This is a genomic window from Dokdonella sp., assembly GCF_019634815.1.
In the GTDB taxonomy this organism is placed as follows: Bacteria; Pseudomonadota; Gammaproteobacteria; order Xanthomonadales; family Rhodanobacteraceae; genus Dokdonella_A.
On sequence record NZ_JAHCAP010000011.1, the window covers coordinates 37,315 to 54,888 of the forward strand.

Genomic DNA, 17,574 nt, shown 5'->3' on the forward strand with positions numbered 1-17,574 from the left:
CGGCATTGCGGCAAGCAGCGGGCGTGGCGCGTACTCACCACGCAATGGCCTCGCCCAGGCGGGTGAGAAACTGCCCGCTGTCGCTCACGCCGAGTCGATCAATCAGCGCGAGCAGATCATGCACCGACTGTTCGGCGCTGAGCGTGGCCTCGGCGCCGCCCATCGCGGTGCGCACCCAACCCGGCGACACCGCGACCACGCAGATGCCGCGTTCACGCAGCGCGGCGGCAAGCTGACGCGTGGCCATGTTGAGCGCAGCCTTGCTGATCGCGTAACTGGGTGTGCGCATGTCCTGCACTCCTGCGATCGAACCCAGCCCGCTCGACAGGTTCACCACTTTGGCTCCATCGGCAAGCAGCGGCGCCAGCGCCTGCGTGAGCAGGAACGGGCCGCTCGCATTGGTGGCCAGCGTTGCAGCAAGCACCGCCGGATCGATCGCGCCGAAACGCTCGCCCGCGGGCAACATGCCGGCGTTGTTGAGCAGCAGATCGATGCGCTCGCCGCGCTGCACGAGGCTGCGCGCGAACTGCGCGATCGAAGCCGCATCGGCCTGGTCGAGCGCGAGCACCTGCAGCTGATCGCTGCGTGTCGCCGCGAGCGAGGCGAGCGCAGTTGCAGCTGCCGGATCGCGACAGGCCGCGATCACCGCATCACCGCGCGCGAGCAGTTGGCGCACGAATTCCAGCCCCAGACCACGATTGGCGCCACTGACCAGCACACGCATCGAACACGCTCCGCAACTCGCCGATGACACGCCGATACCGAACCCGCTCGATCGCATGGGCATCGGTCTCAAGTTGCCACGCTATCATGCGGGCGATGTTTCACGACGCAGCCACGCACACGACGCGACGCACAGCGCAGTCCGAGAGCGGACCTTCGACATGACGGCAGCAACACATCCCGTCTCGCCACTGGTGCCCATCGCGCGCGATTTTTCCCGCGCGGTCGGCGCACTGCACTGGCGCACGCCCAGCCATGTCTACAACCCACTCGACTACGCCTGGCACGGTCATCGCCAGTATCTGCAGCGTTACGGCCACACCCGCGGTCGCGTGCTTCTGCTCGGCATGAACCCCGGCCCGTGGGGCATGACGCAGACCGGCGTGCCGTTCGGCAGCATCGCGATGGTGCGAGACTGGTTCGGCATCGTCACGCGCCTGTCGCCTACCTTGCCCGCACAACATCCGAAGTATCCGATTCTCGGCATGGCCTGCCACCGCGACGAGGGCAGCGGACGACGGCTGTGGGGCTGGGCGCGCGAGCGTGTGGGTGAGCCCGCGGCCTTTTTCGAACGCTTCTTCGTCTGGAACTATTGTCCGTTGCTGTTCCTCAAGCACGACCGCAACCTGATTCCCGCGCACTTGTCCGCGGCGGAGACGCGTGCGCTCGATGCGATCTGCGACCACGCGCTTGAACGCGCGATCAGCGCTCTGCAGCCGAGCGCGATCGTCGGCGTCGGCCGCTATGCCCAGCAGCGCGCGCAACGACTCGTCGGCGATGGTTTGCCGATCGCCTATCTGCCGCACCCCAGTCCTGCGAGTCCCGCGGCCAACCGCGAATGGCCACAACTCGCCGAGCATGCACTTGCACAGTGGCTGCCGCGCGCGCGGCGTTGATCTGGATCAAGACGCCGGCATCGACGCGGCGCACACTGAAGTCTTGCCGACACGCTTTGCAACGCCGCGCCGTTGCCCCTGGAGTGCATGTGATGAATGAAAACGTCGTGATCATCGGCGCCGGCCCGGCCGGTCTGTGCCTGTCGCTGGCGCTGGCCGCACGCGGCATCGAAGTGGACATCGTCGAACGCCAGGAAGCAGAAGCGCTGACGGCGCCGGCCTACGATGGCCGCGAGATCGCGCTCACCAACGCAACGATGCGCGTGTTGCGGGAACTCGGCGTGTGGGAGCGACTGCCTGCCGATGGCATTGCACCGATCCGGCAGGCGCGCGTGATGGATGGCGCCAATCCCGGCTTCGAGGTCGATGCCGGCGCGTTCGGTCATGACCGCATCGGCGTGCTCGTCGCCAACCATCACATCCGCAGCGCGGCATGGCAGGCAGTCTGCGGGCAGCCGCGCATCCGCGTGCACTGCGGTGTTGCGGTCGAGTCGGTGAGCACCGATGTGACGCAGGCGCGCATTCTCTTCGCCGATCGCCGCTTGCTCAATGCCGCCCTGCTGATTGCCGCCGACAGCCGCTTCTCGCAAACCCGACGCAGCATGGGCATCCCCGTGCACATGCACGACTTCGGCAAGACCATGGTGCTTGCGCGCATGCGCCACGCCGTCGCCAACGACGGCACTGCCTGGGAATGGTTCGGCCAGGGTCACACGCGCGCACTGCTGCCGCTGGGCGAGCACCTGTCCTCGACCGTGCTCACCGTGCCCGGCCATGTCGCGCAGGCCTTGATGGCACTGTCCGATGCCGAGTTCGCCAAGGCGATCGCCGCGCATTACGAGGGTCGGCTGGGCGAGATGGAGCTGGCCAGCACGCGCCACGCCTATCCGCTGGTGGCGACCTGGGCGCGGCGATTCGTTGCGCCGCGTTTCGCGCTGGCCGGTGATGCCGCAGTCGGCATGCATCCGGTGACCGCGCATGGTTTCAATCTCGGCGTCGCCAGCGTGGAACTGCTCGCCCGCGCCGCGGGTGAGGGCCTGCAGCGCTACCGCGATCCCGGTCATCCGCAATGGCTCGCCCGCTACCAGCGACAGCACCGCGCCGGCAGCGCCGTGATGTTCGCTGGCACCCAGGCGGTCGCCGGCCTGTTCACCGACGAGCGCGCATTCGCGCAACCTCTGCGCAAGCTGGCGATCGGCGCCGTGCGTGCGTTGCCGATGTTGCGTCGCGCCTTGGTCGCGGGTCTGCTCGACGAGTCACCACGCCCGCCTTCGCTCGTGCACCAGCTCGGCCGCACCTTCGAGATACTGCGCCCGCGAATCCCGCGCAGCCAAGCCAGCGCCTGAAAGCAGCTTCCGCGCGTGATGCCTTGAGCGGGCGAGCGTTGCCGGCTGCACGCGACCCTTCAATGATCCGGCGCGAACATGGTTCATGCGCGGACTCCTTTCGGACTTTTCATCGGGTTTGGGTTACAAAGGTGCCTGCCTCGGTTCTCGCAGCTTCCAACAGCACATGCATTACCGATTCGAATGCTTCGAGCTTCACCCGACCGCGCGCCTGCTGCGTCATGACCAGCTTGAACTGGAGGTACCGCGCAAGGTCTTCGACTGTCTTGCCTATCTGATCGAACATCGCGAGCGCGCAATTGCGCGCGACGAACTGATCGATGCGGTATGGAAGCGCAGCAATGTTTCCGACAACCAGTTGGCGCACGCGATCGCTGCCGCGCGGCGGCTGCTCGGGGATGATGGCGAGGGCCAACGCCTCATCCGCACCGTGCCGGGATTCGGTTATCACTGGGTCGGCAATGTCGACACCGTCGCAGCCGCGGATATCGTTGCGTCGCCCACGCCACTGGATTCCGACCCAGTCGACGCAATTCAAACCGCGCCGGCCAAGGCCACGGCCGCGCCGCTGGCGAATCCGGCCGACCTGCCGGCGCAGGCTCGCCGACCGACTGCGGCAACCGCTACAGCCAAGGCGAATCGTCTGCGACCGTGGCTGCTGACCAGCGTGCTGCTTGCGTGCGCCGCGGTGGCGGTTTGGTGGTCGACGCGCGCCGATCAGCAGGCAGCGCCGACCGCACCGAGCGCTGCATCGATACCCTCCCAAACCTGGGTGCTGCCCGGCGCACTGCCCGATGCCGCGGAAAGCTGGGCCAGAATCGGTCTGATGGCCCTGATCGCCGAGGGTTTGAATCGGCAGGGCGCGGCCGTGATTCCGATCGAGAAGGCGCTCACGCGCGTCGGCGATGTCGCCGCCGATGTCGATCTCGCGGAGCTTGCACGCGAACTCGATGCGGCGCTGGTGGTGGCTCCGCGCGCCTATCAGGTCAAGCAGACCTGGGTGGTTGCCCTGGCAGCCTACGGAAAGGACAGCGGCAAGATACGCGTGGATGCCAGCGCAGGGGATCTGCTTGCCGCCGGCCGTCTCGCAGTGCAGCGCCTCAATCAGCGTCTGCGTCACTCGGGGCCGGGCCTGGATGGATCCATCGACGAGACGTTCGAACTGATCAGCCAGGCGATCCGCGCGCGCGATTACGAAGGCGCGCTGCTGCAACTCTCGCGCCTGTCCGACGCGGATCGCCATCGACCGGAAGCCGGACTGCTCGAGGTCGATCTGGAACTGGAGCGGGGGCAAAACAGCGCCGCCAGGGAAAAGGCGGAACTCTGGTTGCAGCGTTTGAACGCGTCGACGCAACCGGTTGCCTATGCACGCGTGCTGCTGCGCAAGGCCACTGCAATGCGCCAGCTCGGTGAAGCCGATTGGCCCGGGCTGGTCGATCAGGCGATCGCGCTGCTGCAAGGCGCCAACTCGCCGCGTGATCTCGCCACCGCCATGCAGCTGCGCGGGATCGCCGCCTATTTCGCCGACAAGAAGGCCGACGCCATGCGCGATCTCGTGCGCGCGCGAGAGATGTTCGATGAACAGGGCGATGAGTTCAGGGCCGCCAAGGTGACCGGCACGATGGGGGCGCTGGCGGTACGCGACGGCCGACTCGGCGAAGCTTCGCTGCAGCTTGCACAGAGCGCCAAGGTCCTCGAAGCCTACGGCGCGATCGACAGCTTGCGCTCCAATATCGAGTGGACGGCCTACCAGCAGGTTTTGCTGTTGCGCTGGGCCGATGTACTGCGCACGACCGACCGGTTGCGCGATTTGCTGCAGAAGGCCGGCAAGACCAGCAGTTACGAGCAGTCTTCGTATCTGCGCATTCGCACCTTTGCGTTGATGCACCTGGGGCGCCTCAACGAAGCGCAGACCCTGCTCGACGAGCAGGAGCGCGCCGTAAAGCGCGATATCCAGGAGAACGACTTGCGCGATCGCGGCGTCGACGAACTTGCCGACATCGCAGGCCAACGCGCCTGGCTGCAGCTGATCCAGCATCACTGGGAGCGCTCCGCCGCCACGGCGGCGGCTGGCTTTTCGATGCTGCAGGGCGTTGCCACGAACAGCGTTCGCAGCGTCAACATGCAAAACCTGCTGTCGATCGTCGTGCGTGCCCAGGCCGGCGCCGAACCGTGGAGTGAATCCACGCCCATGCCGGTGCTTGACGCCCGTCAGATCGAAATCCTCAAGAACGCCACCAACATCGACGGTCGCGTTGCCTATGCGTACTGGAATGCACGCCACGGCAACCTCGAAGGCGCGGAGGCCGACTACCGCGCCGCGTTCGCCCTGGCAAACGCCACACCGCAGAACGTGACCTACATGATGGTCGTGGTCGAGCCTTACACCGAGTTCCTGCTGGCCCGAAAGCGCGTCCGCGACGCCTCGCAACTGCTGAATCAGCTGTTGGTCAACTCGCCCGATCTGCCCGAGCAGAGTTACGAGGTTGCGCTGCTGCAGCTGCGTGTGCGCATGGCCGAAGGTAATTCAAGCGGCGCGAAAGTCGCAGCACGCCGGGTTCTCGCCCTCGCCGGAGAGCGCCCGCTGCCGGTGGATTTGCTGCCCACGCTCGAGGCTGCGCGCAACGCCGATCCCTCACCGCGGCACTGAGCAGGCGGATTGCGCGAGCCGATGGCGCCGTGTGCGAAGCGCGCCCGATGCCGACGCGGCAGTCCGCAGCTGAAGGAATGTCGGGAAGGCGCGCTGTGCACCTTCCCGACAGCCGAGGATGAGTCATTCATCCACCTTCCTCCGCAGCAGCATGGCATTGGCAGACCCGCGGGGAGACCTGTCTGCCACGCCGACATCCGCAGGGCGCCGGGCCGCTTGCGAAGCTGGCCCGACGCCCGCGAAAGCGCGCGGCTCCCGCGCAGGCCTCCCGGTTCAGCGGTTGCCATTCTCCCGGGTTCGCCGAAGCCAGGCCGGCCACATTCCTATCCGTGCAAGCCAGTCTCCCTGCTCAGTTCAAGCGCATGGGAGACTCGCCGAATGTCGCGCCTTACGGCCGGAAGTACGGAGACCGCTCCCACCAGGTGAACGGCACGCGATAGGCCGAAGGCGTGTTGTCAGCCGCGTGCCCGGACAGGCCATTCCTGCCGGCCCAGTAATCGGCGATCTGGTCGCGCGCAATGGGCGCAACATCGGTATCGCCAATGGCAACCGCGTGGATGTGCGGCTCCCAACGCGCTCTGGGTCGATACCAGGCGGCGAAGCCGACCTGGCGCAGGGCCTTGACGGTTTTCCAATAGGTTGTCGAGCTCATCCCGCTGACACTGATGTCGACCGCGCCACCCCAGTTGTGGGTACCTGCCGACAAGGCCGCGCAGTTGGGTTCGCAATAGCCACCCTGCACCACCCGCAGCGTGCGACCCAGCAGGCGCTGCGCCGCGAGCAACATGTTGCGGGTGCGGATACTGACTCGCTTTCCATTCACGGTCGTTGTCCCGCCAAGAATGATCTTGTTGGTGACCACGAATCGATTCCGGCCCAGCGCAGCCAGGGAGCTCGGACCGGGAATGCCGTTGGCGTCCATGCCGCTGTAGCCAAGCCTGCGCTGCCACGTCGAATAGTTGTTGGTGGTTGTGTAGCCGTAGTGACCATCGGCAGCCGTGGAGATGCCGTGCGCCGTGAGCGCGGACTGGATCATCCTGACGTTCACATCCGACGCAAGTTGCGGCAGGTTGTGGCCGATTCGGGGCTCCACCTGGGCCTGAATCACCGCGCTGGTCATTGCCAGACCGGGCAGGGCCTTCGGCGCGTAGATCGGCGCCTTGCCCAGATAATCGGCGCCATCGAGGCCTGCAAACGTCGCGCGCGTCACCTGCGGCGTGATGTCGCCCACCACGCCCTGCTTGTCGACCGCCCACAGGCGCGAATACTGCGTGCAGTTGGACTCGGTCTCGCAGAAGCCACCCAGCACCACGGCCCAGACGCGATTGGCGTCATCGTACTGAACGTCGATGACCTGCTCGTCGGCCGTGAGCTTTTCGCTCAATGCGCTTTCTGCCGCCGACACGAGGTTCGCCAGTTCGACATCGGCGCTGCCCGCTGCCTGCCAGCTCTCGCCACCGTCGTGGGTCTGCCACTGGCGGTCACCGGCGCTCAAGCGCCCGTCCTTGGCCGAGGTGAAGTTGATGACGCCCGCCGCGGGCAGCTGCGGCAACTGCTGCCAGACCGATCCGCCATTGCCGGTCCGATACAGGAACACCAGGTCCGGCCCCACGCTGGTCGGCAACTGCACCATCAACCAACCGGTCTTGGCGTCGGTGAACGACAGCGACAGCACTTGCGGCACCGACTCACCGACGGGCAGGGAAATCATCGTCGGCGACGACCAGCTTGCACCGCCATCGGCGGTGGTCTGGGTCTGCAGCACGCCGGCCTTCATCTCATCGGAGCTCACCATCACTCCGGCCTTGGCATTGACGAAATGGATCTTCTCGATGGGGCCGCGCAAGCCGACCGGGGTGATGTCGCCCCAGGAATTGCCTTGGTCGCGTGTGAGCAGCACATGGCGGCCATCGCTGGCCCAGCCCTGGCCATCCCCGATGTACTGCACTGAATCCACCGCCAAAGGCACGGAAGCGGCCTCATCGCCAAAGGCAGCCGCCTGGCCGGTGTTTGCGAACATTCCCCATGCGACCGCAATCGCAAGGGTCAGAGCCACCTTGGATTTTTCTCTCGACATGACATGTGTTCCTTTCTCATCAACAACTTGCGAGAAGCACTCCCAGTGCCGGGCACCTTGTTCAGCGAAGCGCATCCTGCGACGCTCCCTCCCCGTTTCCGCCATTCCCCGCCGACATCGACCCCTGACCATGAGCACCATGAAGCCGGGGCAAGGGCTGGCTGCCACATCGCTCCCGACCTGCCCGACCTTCCGGCAAACAGGCGCGGGCCGTCGTGCGCGGGTCATGCACTGCGCGTCCCGATTCGATGCCCAAGTGATGAACAAGCGATGCGCCTTCGATGTGGGGCGCGGACAGGCGCCCGCGTCCAAAGGCGCAAACTGGCGCTGCAGCGCGGCCGGCAGCTGCACCCATGTCGTGCGACACATGCGTTAGACCAGGCTCGCGAGGGCGCGGTCGGATCAGTTCACGATGGGATGACGGTGTCGCGGCGCGGTCGGCACCTGCCCCGCTTGCAGGGCCGAGTCCTCAGCTCTCGTCGCCAGCCGGGTCCCAGGCTTGCGCTTCCCCGAGCAGTGCGCGCAAGCCCGCCTCATCGAGCGCGGCGAGCAGGCCGATCGCTTCGGCCATGTTTTCCACCGCCAGCGGGGTGCGACGGATCGCGCCCTTGTGCAAGGGGCTGAACACGAGCATCACGCGGCCATAGGAGGCATCGAGCAGCGCGGCCTGCCAGGGCTGATCGTTGGAATCGGTGAAACTGCGCATCGCGGGCGGCCTGCTCATCGTGAACAACGCATTGTCGACGATCACGCGAGCCGCGACACGACCCGCGCGATTGGCGCGGGTCGCGGCATTGCCCGATCAGTTGCCGAGGCTGAGCGTGCCCTTCATCAGCGCGGCATGGCCGGGGAAGGTGCAGTAGTAGGCATAGGATTCACCGGCCTTGAGCTTGGCAACGTCGATCTTGGCAGTATCGGATTCACCGCCACCGATCAACTTGGTGCGCGCGATGATGCGCGTGTCGCCGGGCTTTTCGTAGCCATTGGTCGCGCCGGCTTTCATGCCATCGGCAACCACGCCAGCCTCGTCGGCAGCGGTCGACAGCACCCAGTTGTGGCCCATCGCGGTGACCGGCAGCTTGCCGGTGTGCTTGAGCGTGACCGCAAAGCTCTTGCAGGTCTTGGGCACGGTGATGGTCTTGAGGTTGAACTGCATCGAGTCATTGCCCTCGATGGTGAGCGCACATTCTGCCGCCAGCAGCGGCGACGAAAACAGGCCAAGCAAGGCAACGGCAATCAGGCTGCGCATGGGAATACTCCGTGGTTGTGAGAAATGGGAAATGCATCGTGTTCTCATCCACGTGAACACGCCTTGACCGCGGTCAAAGCCGTCACGCGCCCATGCGCGCTGCACGTCCGCGCGCTGAACGACAAGCCGACCGCGGCGCATCCACAAGCAAGGATCATCGTTTCCCGCGCGCAGTTGCCGCGACTGGCCGGGTTCGACGATTCGCACGGTCTTCGCTGGTTTCCACCGCAGGCAGACACCGCAGCCCGCTTCGACGCTGCAGGTGATGCACGGCAGCGTCGCCCCGACTCAAGCCGCTTCGGTGCCTGCCGCGGCCTTGCGCCATGCGCGCAGGCCGAGCGCGGCCAGCACGAGAAATCCCGCATACAGCACTGCGGTGATGAGCAATTCCTTGTAGACGTAGATGCCGACATAGATCACGTCGACCACGATCCACAACAGCCACGCCGCGACATGGCGCCGCGCCTGCCACCACTGCGCAACCAGGCTGAACGCAGCGAGCGCGGCATCGAGCCACGGCAAGGACGCATCGGTCCAGCGCTGCATCGCATAGCCGAGCGCGAGTGCGCCGACGACGCCCAGTGCAAGATGCAGCGCGGCATCGGGCACGACCAAGTTGGCAATGCGCACTCGGCCGCCGTCGTCCAGATGACGCAGCCAGCGCGTCCAGCCGTAGACGATCATCACTGCGAACGCGCCTTGCAGCAGCGCATCCGAGTAGAGCTTGGCATCGACGAACACCAGCGCATACACCAGCACAGAGACCAGACCGATCGGCCAGCACCACGGCTGGCGCAGCGCGGTCAACCACACGCCCAGCGCGCTCAGTACTGCGGCGGCAAGTTCGATCCAGCTCATCACCAATCCATGCTCAACGAGGCATGCATGATGCGCGGCGCACCCGGAAACAAATAGCTGTCGCCCTCGCTGCTGCCGGTGTCGCGCCAGTAGAAGCGATTGAACACGTTGTCGATCCCGATGCGCCAGGTGAGCTTGTGTTCGCGCCATTGGCTGGTGTGGCGCAGGCCGAGATCGAACACGTCGTAGGCATCCACGCGCACATGACCGTCGGGCGTGGCCGGATTGGGCGCGGCGTGGCGCCAGCCGCCATAGAGCATCGTTTGCGGCAAGGCGTTGAAGCGATAGTCGAGGTAAACGCTGCTGCGCCAGGCCGGCACGTTGACGAGCTGATGGCCCTCGTAGGCGGGTGTCCCGCTGCGCCGCGCGCGCGCGCGGATCCAGACCACGCTGGCATGCACCTCGATGTTTTCACTCACCCGCCCATCGACAGACAGATCGATGCCGCTGCGGTCTTCCTCGCCGCGTTCGACGAAGGTGAAGCCTGCGGCCGACGCGTCCGGTTGTGCGAACTGCCAGGGTTGGCGGATGCGGAACAGCGACGCATTGAGATCGAGCGCATCGCTCGTGCGCCACTTGACGCCGGCTTCGAGCTGGCGCGAATGACGCGGGCCGAGCGAATCGCCGTCGTTGCTGGTCCAGAACGGCGCCTGCCTGCCCAGCGACAGGCCTTCGCTGTAGCTCAGATACGTCGTCAGGCTGGGCTGCATCTGCCACAACAGCGCGGCCTGCGGCAGGGTCTTGGTCAGCCGTGCCGCACGTTCGAGCTCGGCCCGCTTGTTCCAGGCGCGCTCATCGATGCGCGCATGCTGCGCACCGATCAGCAGTTGCCAATGCTCGCCCAGGCTCATGCGATCCAGCAGCGAGAGGTTGCGCTGCCAACTGTCCAGCCGCAGCACGCGCACGCCGGGTTGCGCAGGCGAAGGCGGAAACTGCGGCACCACGACATCGAAGATGTTGCCGCTGCCGACGTATTCGTTGACGTTGCGATGACGCTCGATGCTGCGATGGAACGCGCCGAGGGAGACATCGAGCTGGTGCTCGACCGCGCCGCTGCGGAAGCTGCCTGCGAGCGTCGCGCGCGCCTGATCGCTGGTGCGCGTGTCGTCGGGACTGCGGTAGTCGTAGATATCGTAGTTGCCGTCTGGCGCGAAGTAGTTGCCCGGCGTGGAGCCATCGGCGCATGCGGCGCTGTAGTAGCAGCCATAGGCGAAGGCGACGTTGTCATCGATCACGCTGCGACTTCGGCCCGCGGCCAGGCGCAGCTGCCAGTCCTGCGCCAGATCGATCGACAGGCGTGCGCTGGTGTTGGCGCTGTGGATGCCGACCGGCCGCTGCCAGCCTTGATGACCCAGCAGGATGCTGCGATCGATCTCACCGGGCACCACAACCCCACCGAGCAGCTGGTAACCCGACGCCGACAGTTGCGCGCTGCGTTGGTAGTTGCCATCGAGTTCGAGCTTGGCGCCCGGCGCAATCTGCCAATCGGCCGCAAGTGCGTAGAAGTTGCGATGACCATCGGCGTCCTTGACGAAGCTGCGCAAGGACTCGCCGGCCGCGTTGAAACGCAAGCCGAAACTTTCGCTGAGCCAGGTCCCCGCATCGACCGCGACATGCCTTGAACCGTGCGAATCGACACCGATCGTCGCCGCACGTACCTCGGCTGGGCGCTTGCTCACGAAATTGACAACGCCGCCGGGCTCGATCACGCCGGCATCGATGCCGGCCAGCCCCTTGAGCACCTGCACCGCCTGCTTGTCTTCGAGCGCGAGGATCTGCTCGCCACTGACGAGGATGTTGTTGAGGCGGTAACCGGTACCCAGATCGAGTGGAAAACCGCGAATCGACAGGTTTTGGTAGTAGCCGACAGGCGCGTAGTTGTCGCCGAGCGCCGCGTCTTCGTGTGCGAGCTCACTGAGGGTGCGGATGTGGTGGTCGTCGAGCTGCTCGCGCGTGATGGTTCGGATCGTCGCCGGCGCAGCGTGCACATCGCCACTGCCAAAGCCCGCAAGCGCCGCGCCTTCGTCGCTCTTCGCGGCATGGCCTTCGACGCGCACGGCCTCGAGTTCGGTCGTCTTGCGCGCAGGCGCATCGGGCTCATCAGCCAGCGCCGGCGACGGCAGCAGCGCAATCAGGAGTGCAAGCAGCGGAGTTCGCATCATCGTTCTCGTCCAGTGGCTCAAGACGAAGCGACGGCGGGCAGCCTGCCGCGAACGGACCGACTGCTCCAGCAAAGCTCCCTACGCCGGTATCAACCGGATCAGGTTCCAAGGGACTCTCTCAGCCCGGCAACGCCGGGCACCCCCGCTTCAAGGCGCGCATTAGATCACGAAGCCCGTACGTGGCGCGAGCGCATCATCACGTGATGGCGGCGATCGCTTCGAACAACATGCGTCCCGGCGCGCCGTCGAACCATGCCGCATGGCCGAGCAGGAAGGTGTGCCAGGCGAGCTCGGCATCGGCGCTCGAAGCGGTGACACCGTGGAAGTATTCGATCTCCGAGAGCGCGAAATCCACATGCACGATCGGCAGCAGTTCGGCGAGCAGACGGCACTGCGCAGCGTCGAGCGCACGCAGCTGCGAATAACCGTCGATCAGGGCGCGTGCGGTCGCCACATGCACTGCCTGCGCGCCGCGTTCGAGTTGCAACCAGGCGATCGCATTGCGCTCGATCGCGGTAGCGAGGTCGTACAGCGCGAAGGTCGGTGCGGCAAGACCGAAGTCGAGCACCGCACTCAACGCGTCCCCACGCCAGAACAGGTTCGAGGCGTGCCAGTCGTTGTGCGTCCACAGCCGCCTCTGCTGCGCGAGCAGCGGCTGGATGCGCTGCTGACGCTCCACGATCGGCGCGAGCGCGCTGCGCCAGTCGCGCTGCCTCAGGAAATCGGCGAGCGCAGGCCGCATCGGCGCCATCGCCGCAATCGCCGCGAGTGGATCGGCCGCGCGCAACACCTCGTCGCGCGCGACCAGCAACCAGGCCGCGCGCGGCGGCGCCGCGAAGTCTTCGGCGGCATTGTGCAGGCGCGCAAGCATGCGTCCCGCAGCATGCGCGTCTTCCAGATCGGTGAGCGGCGTCCACGACGGACAATCGCGATAGCGATCCTCGCCCGCGGCGAGCGCGTGGATTTCGTAGACGAAACCGTCCTGCTCGATCGCGCCACGGCCATCCGCGGCGAGCAGCACCTCGGGAGCCGGCAGGCCGTGGCTGCGCAGATGCGCGATGAATGCCTGTTCCTCGCCGAGCGTCATCGCATCGCGCACGCGCAGCGGGTGACGTTTGACGAACACTTCATCGCTGCCGCAGCGCACACGCGCCGATACCGAGAACGGGCGTGGGCTGTGCCAGAGGATCGTGACCGGCCCGTGCAGTTGCGGCCAGGCGCGCAACAGCAAGTGCAGCTCGGCATCGCCGAGCGGCGGCCAGGTCGGTGCCACCTCCTTCCCCGCGAGGCCATGCACGCGGTGCGCGCCATCCGTCATCGAGATCTCCAAACAAGGTCGCGCATTCTGGCGCGGAGGCGGGCCTGCTGTCGCCTGCGTGCGCCGCAAGGGTGGAGCCTGCGCGTATCATCGGCGCAATTGCATGCGATGGTCCGGCTTCGAGCATGGGCAAGACGGTGACGGCGGATGTGCTGGTGATCGGCGGCGGCCTCGCCGGGATCGTCTGCGCACTCGAACTGTTGCGCGCGGGCAAATCGGTGGTGCTGGTCGACCGCGATACGCCCGAGCGTCTGGGCGGACTCGCCTTGTGGGCATTCGGCGGCATGGCCCTGGTCGGCACACCGCTGCAGGCACGCGCGAAGATCCACGACACGCCCGAGCTCGCGCTGCGCGATTGGATCGGTTTCGGCGAACTCGGCCCGCACGACATCTGGCCGCTGCGGTGGGCGCAGCACTATGTCGAGCGCTCACGGCCCGACGTGCACGACTGGCTGCGCGAACAGGGTCTGAAGTTTCTGCCTGCGGTCAATTGGGTGGAACGCGGCCGCTTCGGGGAAGGCAACAGCCTGCCGCGCTACCACGTGTTGTGGGGTACTTCGCGCGAACTCGTGCGCCGCATGCTCGCGGCGCTGCGAGCGGCCGCGGGGAGCGCGCGGCTCACCCTGCTGCACCGCCACCGCGTGCTCACGCTCGATGCGACGGGCGGAACCGTCGATGGCGCTGTCGCGGTTGACGAGGTCAGCGGCGAGCAGGTGGGCTTGCGCGCGGCGGCGGTGGTGCTTGCGATGGGCGGGATCAACGGCAGCCACGCGCAAGTTCGCGCGAACTGGCCGCGCAGCCGCCCGCTGCCGGCGGCGATGCTCAATGGTGCGCATCCGTTTGCCGACGGCCGCTTGCATCACCTGGCTGCCGAAGGCTTTGGCGCGCGCATCGACCATGCCGGCGAGATGTGGAATTACGCCGCGGGCATACCGCATCCGTTTCCGCACTTCGAAGGCCACGGCCTGTCGCTGATTCCGTGCAAGTCGGCCTTGTGGCTGGATCATCGCGGCCGGCGCATCGGCCCCGAGCCGCTGGTGACCGGATTCGACACCCACTGGCTGTGCCAGCGCGTTGCCGGGCAGGACAAACCCTGGACCTGGCAACTGTTCAACCGCCGCATCGCGCGGCGCGAACTGGCGATCTCGGGCGCCGAGCACAATCCGGCGATCCGCGACCGGCAGATGCTGCGCTTCCTGCGCGAACTCCTGCTCGGGCGCGGCGACCTGCTGCACCAGTTGCAACGCGAGAGTCCGCATGTGCTCGTCGATGCCACGCTTGCCGGGCTCGCGCAGAAGATGAATGCGCTCACCGAATCGCACGACATCGATGCGGGGCAATTGCAGGCCAGCGTCGATGCCTTTGACGCGAATTTCGGCGTCGGCCTCAAGCTGGCCAACGACGATCAGATCCGCCGCATCCTGCACGCCCGGCAATGGGGCCCGGATCGTCTGCGTACCTGTGCGCCCGCTCCGCTGCAACAACGTGGTGCCGGCCCGTTCATCGCGATCCACACCCAACTCATCACGCGCAAGAGCCTCGGCGGCCTGCGCACCGATCTCGACAGCCGCGTGCTGGACGGCAAGGATGCGCCGATCGATGGCCTGTATTGCGTCGGCGAGGCGGCGGGTTTCGGCGGGGGCGGTGCCTGCGGCAAGCGCTCACTCGAAGGCACCTTCCTGCCGGGTTGCATCCTCACCGCGCGCGCTGCCGCGCGCTCGATCTGCGGAGCATCACGATGACCACTGGCGCACAGGCCCTGCTCAAGACCCTAGCCGATGCCGGCATCGAGGTCTGCTTCAGCAATCCGGGCACCAGCGAAATGCATTTCGTCGCCGCACTCGACCATGAGCCGCGCATGCGTGCCGTGCTCACGCTGTTCGAGGGCGTCGCCAGTGGCGCCGCCGACGGCTACGCGCGGATGAGCGGCAAGCCTGCGGCGACCTTGCTGCATCTGGGTTGCGGCCTGGGAAATGCGCTGGCCAACCTGCACAATGCGCGGCGCGCACGCGTGCCCCTGCTCAACATCGTCGGCGACCACGCGACCACCCACATGCGCTACGACGCGCAACTGCAGTCGGACATCGAAACCGTCGCGCGCAACGTCTCGCCGGGCTTCGTGCGCACTTCGCGCAGCAGCGCCGAGCTGTGCCGCGATGCGGTCGATGCGATCGCCGCGGCGCGTGGCCTGCCGCATCAGGTCGCGACCCTGATCCTGCCCGCCGATGTCTCATGGAGCGAAGGCGCGCAGCCTTGCGCAACACCTGCAGCCGCGGCGCCGGCAGGCATAGATGGCGAGGCTGTGCGGGGCATCGCCAAAGCCATCACCTCCGGTGCACGCACGGCCTTGCTGCTGGGCGGCGGCGCCCTGCGCGAGGCGGGCCTGCTCGCCGCTGCGCGCGTGGCCGCGCGCCACGGCGTGCTGCTGCTCGCCGAAACCTTCCCGACGCGCCTGGAACGCGGCGCCGGCTTGCCGCGCGTCGAGCGACTGGCCTATCTGGCCGAACTGGTTCAGGTGCAACTGGCCGGCGTGCAACATCTGGTGCTGGTGGATGCGAAATCGCCGGTGTCCTTCTTTGCCTATCCGGGCCGACCCAGTGACCTGCTGCCCGAGGGCTGCATCGTGCACACGCTGTGCGGCCCGGCGCAGGATGCCGTGCAGGGCCTGGCTGCACTCGTCGATGCGCTCGGTGCGGGCGAGTCGGCGCCGGCCTTGCAGGGCGCGCAGCGCCCACCCGCGCCGCGCGGTCGCTTGACTGCCGCCAAGGTGTGCAAGGCCGTCGGACATCTGCTGCCCGAGCGCGCAATCCTCATCGACGAAGCGATCACCTCTGGACTGATGCTCGGCGTGCTGACCGCTGGCGCGCCGCGCCACGACCTGCTCACGCTCACCGGCGGCGCGATCGGTCAGGCGTTGCCGAACGCGATCGGCGCCGCGATCGCCTGCCCCGATCGTCCCGTGCTCGCGCTGGTGGGCGACGGTGCGGCGATGTATACGATCCAGTCCTTGTGGACGATGGCCCGCGAGCAACTCGACATCACCGCGATCGTGTTCAACAACGCGAGCTATTCGGTGCTCAATGTCGAACTCGATCGGGTCGGCGCGGCGGCCGCAAGGGGCAAGGCGCGCGCGCAGCTGGATCTGGACCAACCGCGCCTGGATTTCGCGCGCCTCGCGCAGGGCATGGGCGTGCACGGCGTACGCGCCGAGACCGCCGATGACCTGATCAAGGCCCTGCGCTATGCGCTGGAGACGCCGGGCCCGCATTTGATCGAGGCGATGGTTCCCGAGTCGCTGGGCAAGGCAAAACGCAGGCTCCTGCCGTGGTTGTTGCGCAGCCTGCCGCGCTTGCCGCGCTCGCTGCAGCGTACGCTCAAGGCGCGCATCGCGCCGTGAGCGCAGGGCTGTGCCTGCTTTCGCCGCCGCGGATCGGTGCAGCGTCCGGACCTTGTGTTGCGCACCGCTTGAGATCGCGCGGCTGCACGCCGAAATGGGCGCGGAACGCCGTGCCGAAATGGCTGAGATTGGAATAGCCAACCGCGTGTCCGGCATCACCGACGCTGGCCGTTCCGCTGGCAAGCAACTGCCAGGCATGGCGCATGCGAGCCGTCTGGAACACCTGATGCATCGATTGTCCGTAGAGCTCCTGGAATCCCTGTTTCAGCCGAAATGGCTTGAGGCCACAGCTGCGCGCCAGCTCCCTTGCGTCGGCTGGACTGCTTAGATCTGCGAGCAGCAGTTGATGCGCCTTGAGTACGCGCTCGCGCTGCGCCGGTGTCAGGGCCTGGGCACGTGACTGGGTTGGCGCGCGCAGCAGTCGCGCCAGCAGCTCAAGGCACTTGGCGTCACGCAACAAGCTGCCGCTGCTGCCATCGGCCAAGGTCTCGAGCAGCTCGGCGACGCTGCGCAGGAGCTGGCTCGATGCGCAGCCCATCGAAGGCTCGGAAGCGCTCGTGAGACGTTCTAGCAGGCGGCGGCCGTCGTCGCCGGCCAGTTGCAGCAAGCGAGGGCAGTTCACGCTCAGCGCCAAATGCCTCGCACACGCACTGGCTTCGATCGTCGGCAATGGACAACCCGGCTCCAACCGCCACAGGACAAAGCCATGCGGGTTGATGCGCTGCGCCGATGCCGCGCCGCGCAGGGTGGCATGCCCGCGCAACCAGATCTGCACATGCAGGCTTGGCTCAACCGGTTCGGGCCAGCGCACCGCGCCGCAGTCGACGACACAGGAAAGCCCGTTTGCAAGCCGGTGCGAGAGCTGGCCACCGCGATCGAGCGTCGTCGGATCCACCCG

At 66.8% G+C, this 17,574-nt stretch carries 13 protein-coding genes and 1 riboswitch; of the genes, 5 read left to right on the forward strand and 8 right to left on the reverse strand.

Annotated features, from left to right (window positions below; genetic code table 11):
• Window positions 1-34 precede the first annotated feature (34 nt).
• Window positions 35-724: an SDR family oxidoreductase gene (locus KF759_RS07415; protein ID WP_291224108.1), complete on the reverse strand. Its 690-nt coding sequence runs from the start codon at window positions 722-724 to the stop codon at window positions 35-37.
• Between KF759_RS07415 and KF759_RS07420 the strand changes: the two genes are divergently transcribed.
• The 3 genes from KF759_RS07420 to KF759_RS07430 all read left to right on the forward strand — a co-directional run bounded on the left by KF759_RS07420 (window position 699) and on the right by KF759_RS07430 (window position 5,615).
• Window positions 699-1,619: a uracil-DNA glycosylase family protein gene (locus KF759_RS07420; protein ID WP_291224110.1), complete on the forward strand. Its 921-nt coding sequence runs from the start codon at window positions 699-701 to the stop codon at window positions 1,617-1,619. The two genes, KF759_RS07415 and KF759_RS07420, sit on opposite strands and share 26 nt — an antisense overlap.
• 92 nt (window positions 1,620-1,711) lie before the next feature.
• The gene (gene ubiM, locus KF759_RS07425) at window positions 1,712-2,965 is read left to right on the forward strand and encodes a 5-demethoxyubiquinol-8 5-hydroxylase UbiM (RefSeq protein ID WP_291224112.1); all 1,254 of its coding nucleotides are present in this window, start codon (window positions 1,712-1,714) and stop codon (window positions 2,963-2,965) included.
• A 166-nt stretch (window positions 2,966-3,131) separates the two neighbouring features.
• Complete coding sequence (locus tag KF759_RS07430) at window positions 3,132-5,615, forward strand: transcriptional regulator (RefSeq protein WP_291224114.1); 2,484 nt, start codon at window positions 3,132-3,134, stop codon at window positions 5,613-5,615.
• Between the two features lie 388 nt (window positions 5,616-6,003).
• Here KF759_RS07430 and KF759_RS07435 read toward each other — a convergent pair whose 3' ends face one another.
• The 6 genes from KF759_RS07435 to KF759_RS07460 form a co-directional block, all read right to left on the reverse strand.
• Window positions 6,004-8,004, reverse strand: coding sequence for a hypothetical protein (locus tag KF759_RS07435; protein ID WP_291224116.1), 2,001 nt, complete (start codon window positions 8,002-8,004; stop codon window positions 6,004-6,006).
• Between the two features lie 157 nt (window positions 8,005-8,161).
• Window positions 8,162-8,398 (reverse strand): hypothetical protein, encoded by a 237-nt coding sequence (locus KF759_RS07440; protein WP_291224118.1) that lies wholly within the window; start codon window positions 8,396-8,398, stop codon window positions 8,162-8,164.
• A 96-nt stretch (window positions 8,399-8,494) separates the two neighbouring features.
• Window positions 8,495-8,941 carry an azurin gene (gene azu, locus KF759_RS07445; protein WP_291224120.1) on the reverse strand — a complete coding sequence of 149 codons (447 nt, stop codon included), beginning with the start codon at window positions 8,939-8,941 and terminating at the stop codon, window positions 8,495-8,497.
• A gap of 288 nt (window positions 8,942-9,229) precedes the next feature.
• The gene (gene pnuC / locus KF759_RS07450) at window positions 9,230-9,799 is read right to left on the reverse strand and encodes a nicotinamide riboside transporter PnuC (protein ID WP_291224121.1); all 570 of its coding nucleotides are present in this window, start codon (window positions 9,797-9,799) and stop codon (window positions 9,230-9,232) included.
• The gene (locus KF759_RS07455; RefSeq protein ID WP_345777428.1) at window positions 9,799-11,958 is read right to left on the reverse strand and encodes a TonB-dependent siderophore receptor; all 2,160 of its coding nucleotides are present in this window, start codon (window positions 11,956-11,958) and stop codon (window positions 9,799-9,801) included. Before KF759_RS07455 ends, pnuC begins: the two co-directional genes overlap by 1 nt.
• Before the next feature lie 61 nt (window positions 11,959-12,019).
• Window positions 12,020-12,115: riboswitch (TPP riboswitch) on the reverse strand.
• Window positions 12,116-12,157: 42 nt separating this feature from the next.
• Window positions 12,158-13,279, reverse strand: coding sequence for a phosphotransferase (locus KF759_RS07460; protein ID WP_291224124.1), 1,122 nt, complete (start codon window positions 13,277-13,279; stop codon window positions 12,158-12,160).
• A 125-nt stretch (window positions 13,280-13,404) separates the two neighbouring features.
• Here KF759_RS07460 and KF759_RS07465 point away from each other — a divergent pair, with 125 nt between their 5' ends.
• Together KF759_RS07465 and KF759_RS07470 are read left to right on the forward strand one after the other, a co-directional pair.
• Window positions 13,405-15,021, forward strand: a complete 1,617-nt coding sequence (locus tag KF759_RS07465; RefSeq protein WP_291224126.1) for an FAD-dependent oxidoreductase — start codon at window positions 13,405-13,407, stop codon at window positions 15,019-15,021.
• On the forward strand, window positions 15,018-16,676 hold the full coding sequence (locus tag KF759_RS07470) for an acetolactate synthase large subunit (protein ID WP_291224128.1): 1,659 nt from the start codon (window positions 15,018-15,020) through the stop codon (window positions 16,674-16,676). Before KF759_RS07465 ends, KF759_RS07470 begins: the two co-directional genes overlap by 4 nt.
• Here the strand turns inward: KF759_RS07470 and KF759_RS07475 are convergent.
• On the reverse strand, window positions 16,654-17,571 hold the full coding sequence (locus KF759_RS07475) for an AraC family transcriptional regulator (RefSeq protein WP_291224130.1): 918 nt from the start codon (window positions 17,569-17,571) through the stop codon (window positions 16,654-16,656). The two genes, KF759_RS07470 and KF759_RS07475, sit on opposite strands and share 23 nt — an antisense overlap.
• Window positions 17,572-17,574 lie beyond the last annotated feature (3 nt).

Coding starts and splice junctions, on each gene's coding strand:
- KF759_RS07415 (WP_291224108.1), bottom strand. CDS start 724: ATGCGTGTGCTGGTCAGTGGCGCCAATCGTGGTCTGGGGCTGGAATTC.
- ubiM (WP_291224112.1), top strand. CDS start 1,712: ATGAATGAAAACGTCGTGATCATCGGCGCCGGCCCGGCCGGTCTGTGC.
- KF759_RS07430 (WP_291224114.1), top strand. CDS start 3,132: ATGCATTACCGATTCGAATGCTTCGAGCTTCACCCGACCGCGCGCCTG.
- KF759_RS07440 (WP_291224118.1), bottom strand. CDS start 8,398: ATGCGCAGTTTCACCGATTCCAACGATCAGCCCTGGCAGGCCGCGCTG.
- azu (WP_291224120.1), bottom strand. CDS start 8,941: ATGCGCAGCCTGATTGCCGTTGCCTTGCTTGGCCTGTTTTCGTCGCCG.
- pnuC (WP_291224121.1), bottom strand. CDS start 9,799: ATGAGCTGGATCGAACTTGCCGCCGCAGTACTGAGCGCGCTGGGCGTG.
- KF759_RS07455 (WP_345777428.1), bottom strand. CDS start 11,958: ATGCGAACTCCGCTGCTTGCACTCCTGATTGCGCTGCTGCCGTCGCCG.
- KF759_RS07460 (WP_291224124.1), bottom strand. CDS start 13,279: ATGACGGATGGCGCGCACCGCGTGCATGGCCTCGCGGGGAAGGAGGTG.
- KF759_RS07465 (WP_291224126.1), top strand. CDS start 13,405: ATGGGCAAGACGGTGACGGCGGATGTGCTGGTGATCGGCGGCGGCCTC.
- KF759_RS07470 (WP_291224128.1), top strand. CDS start 15,018: ATGACCACTGGCGCACAGGCCCTGCTCAAGACCCTAGCCGATGCCGGC.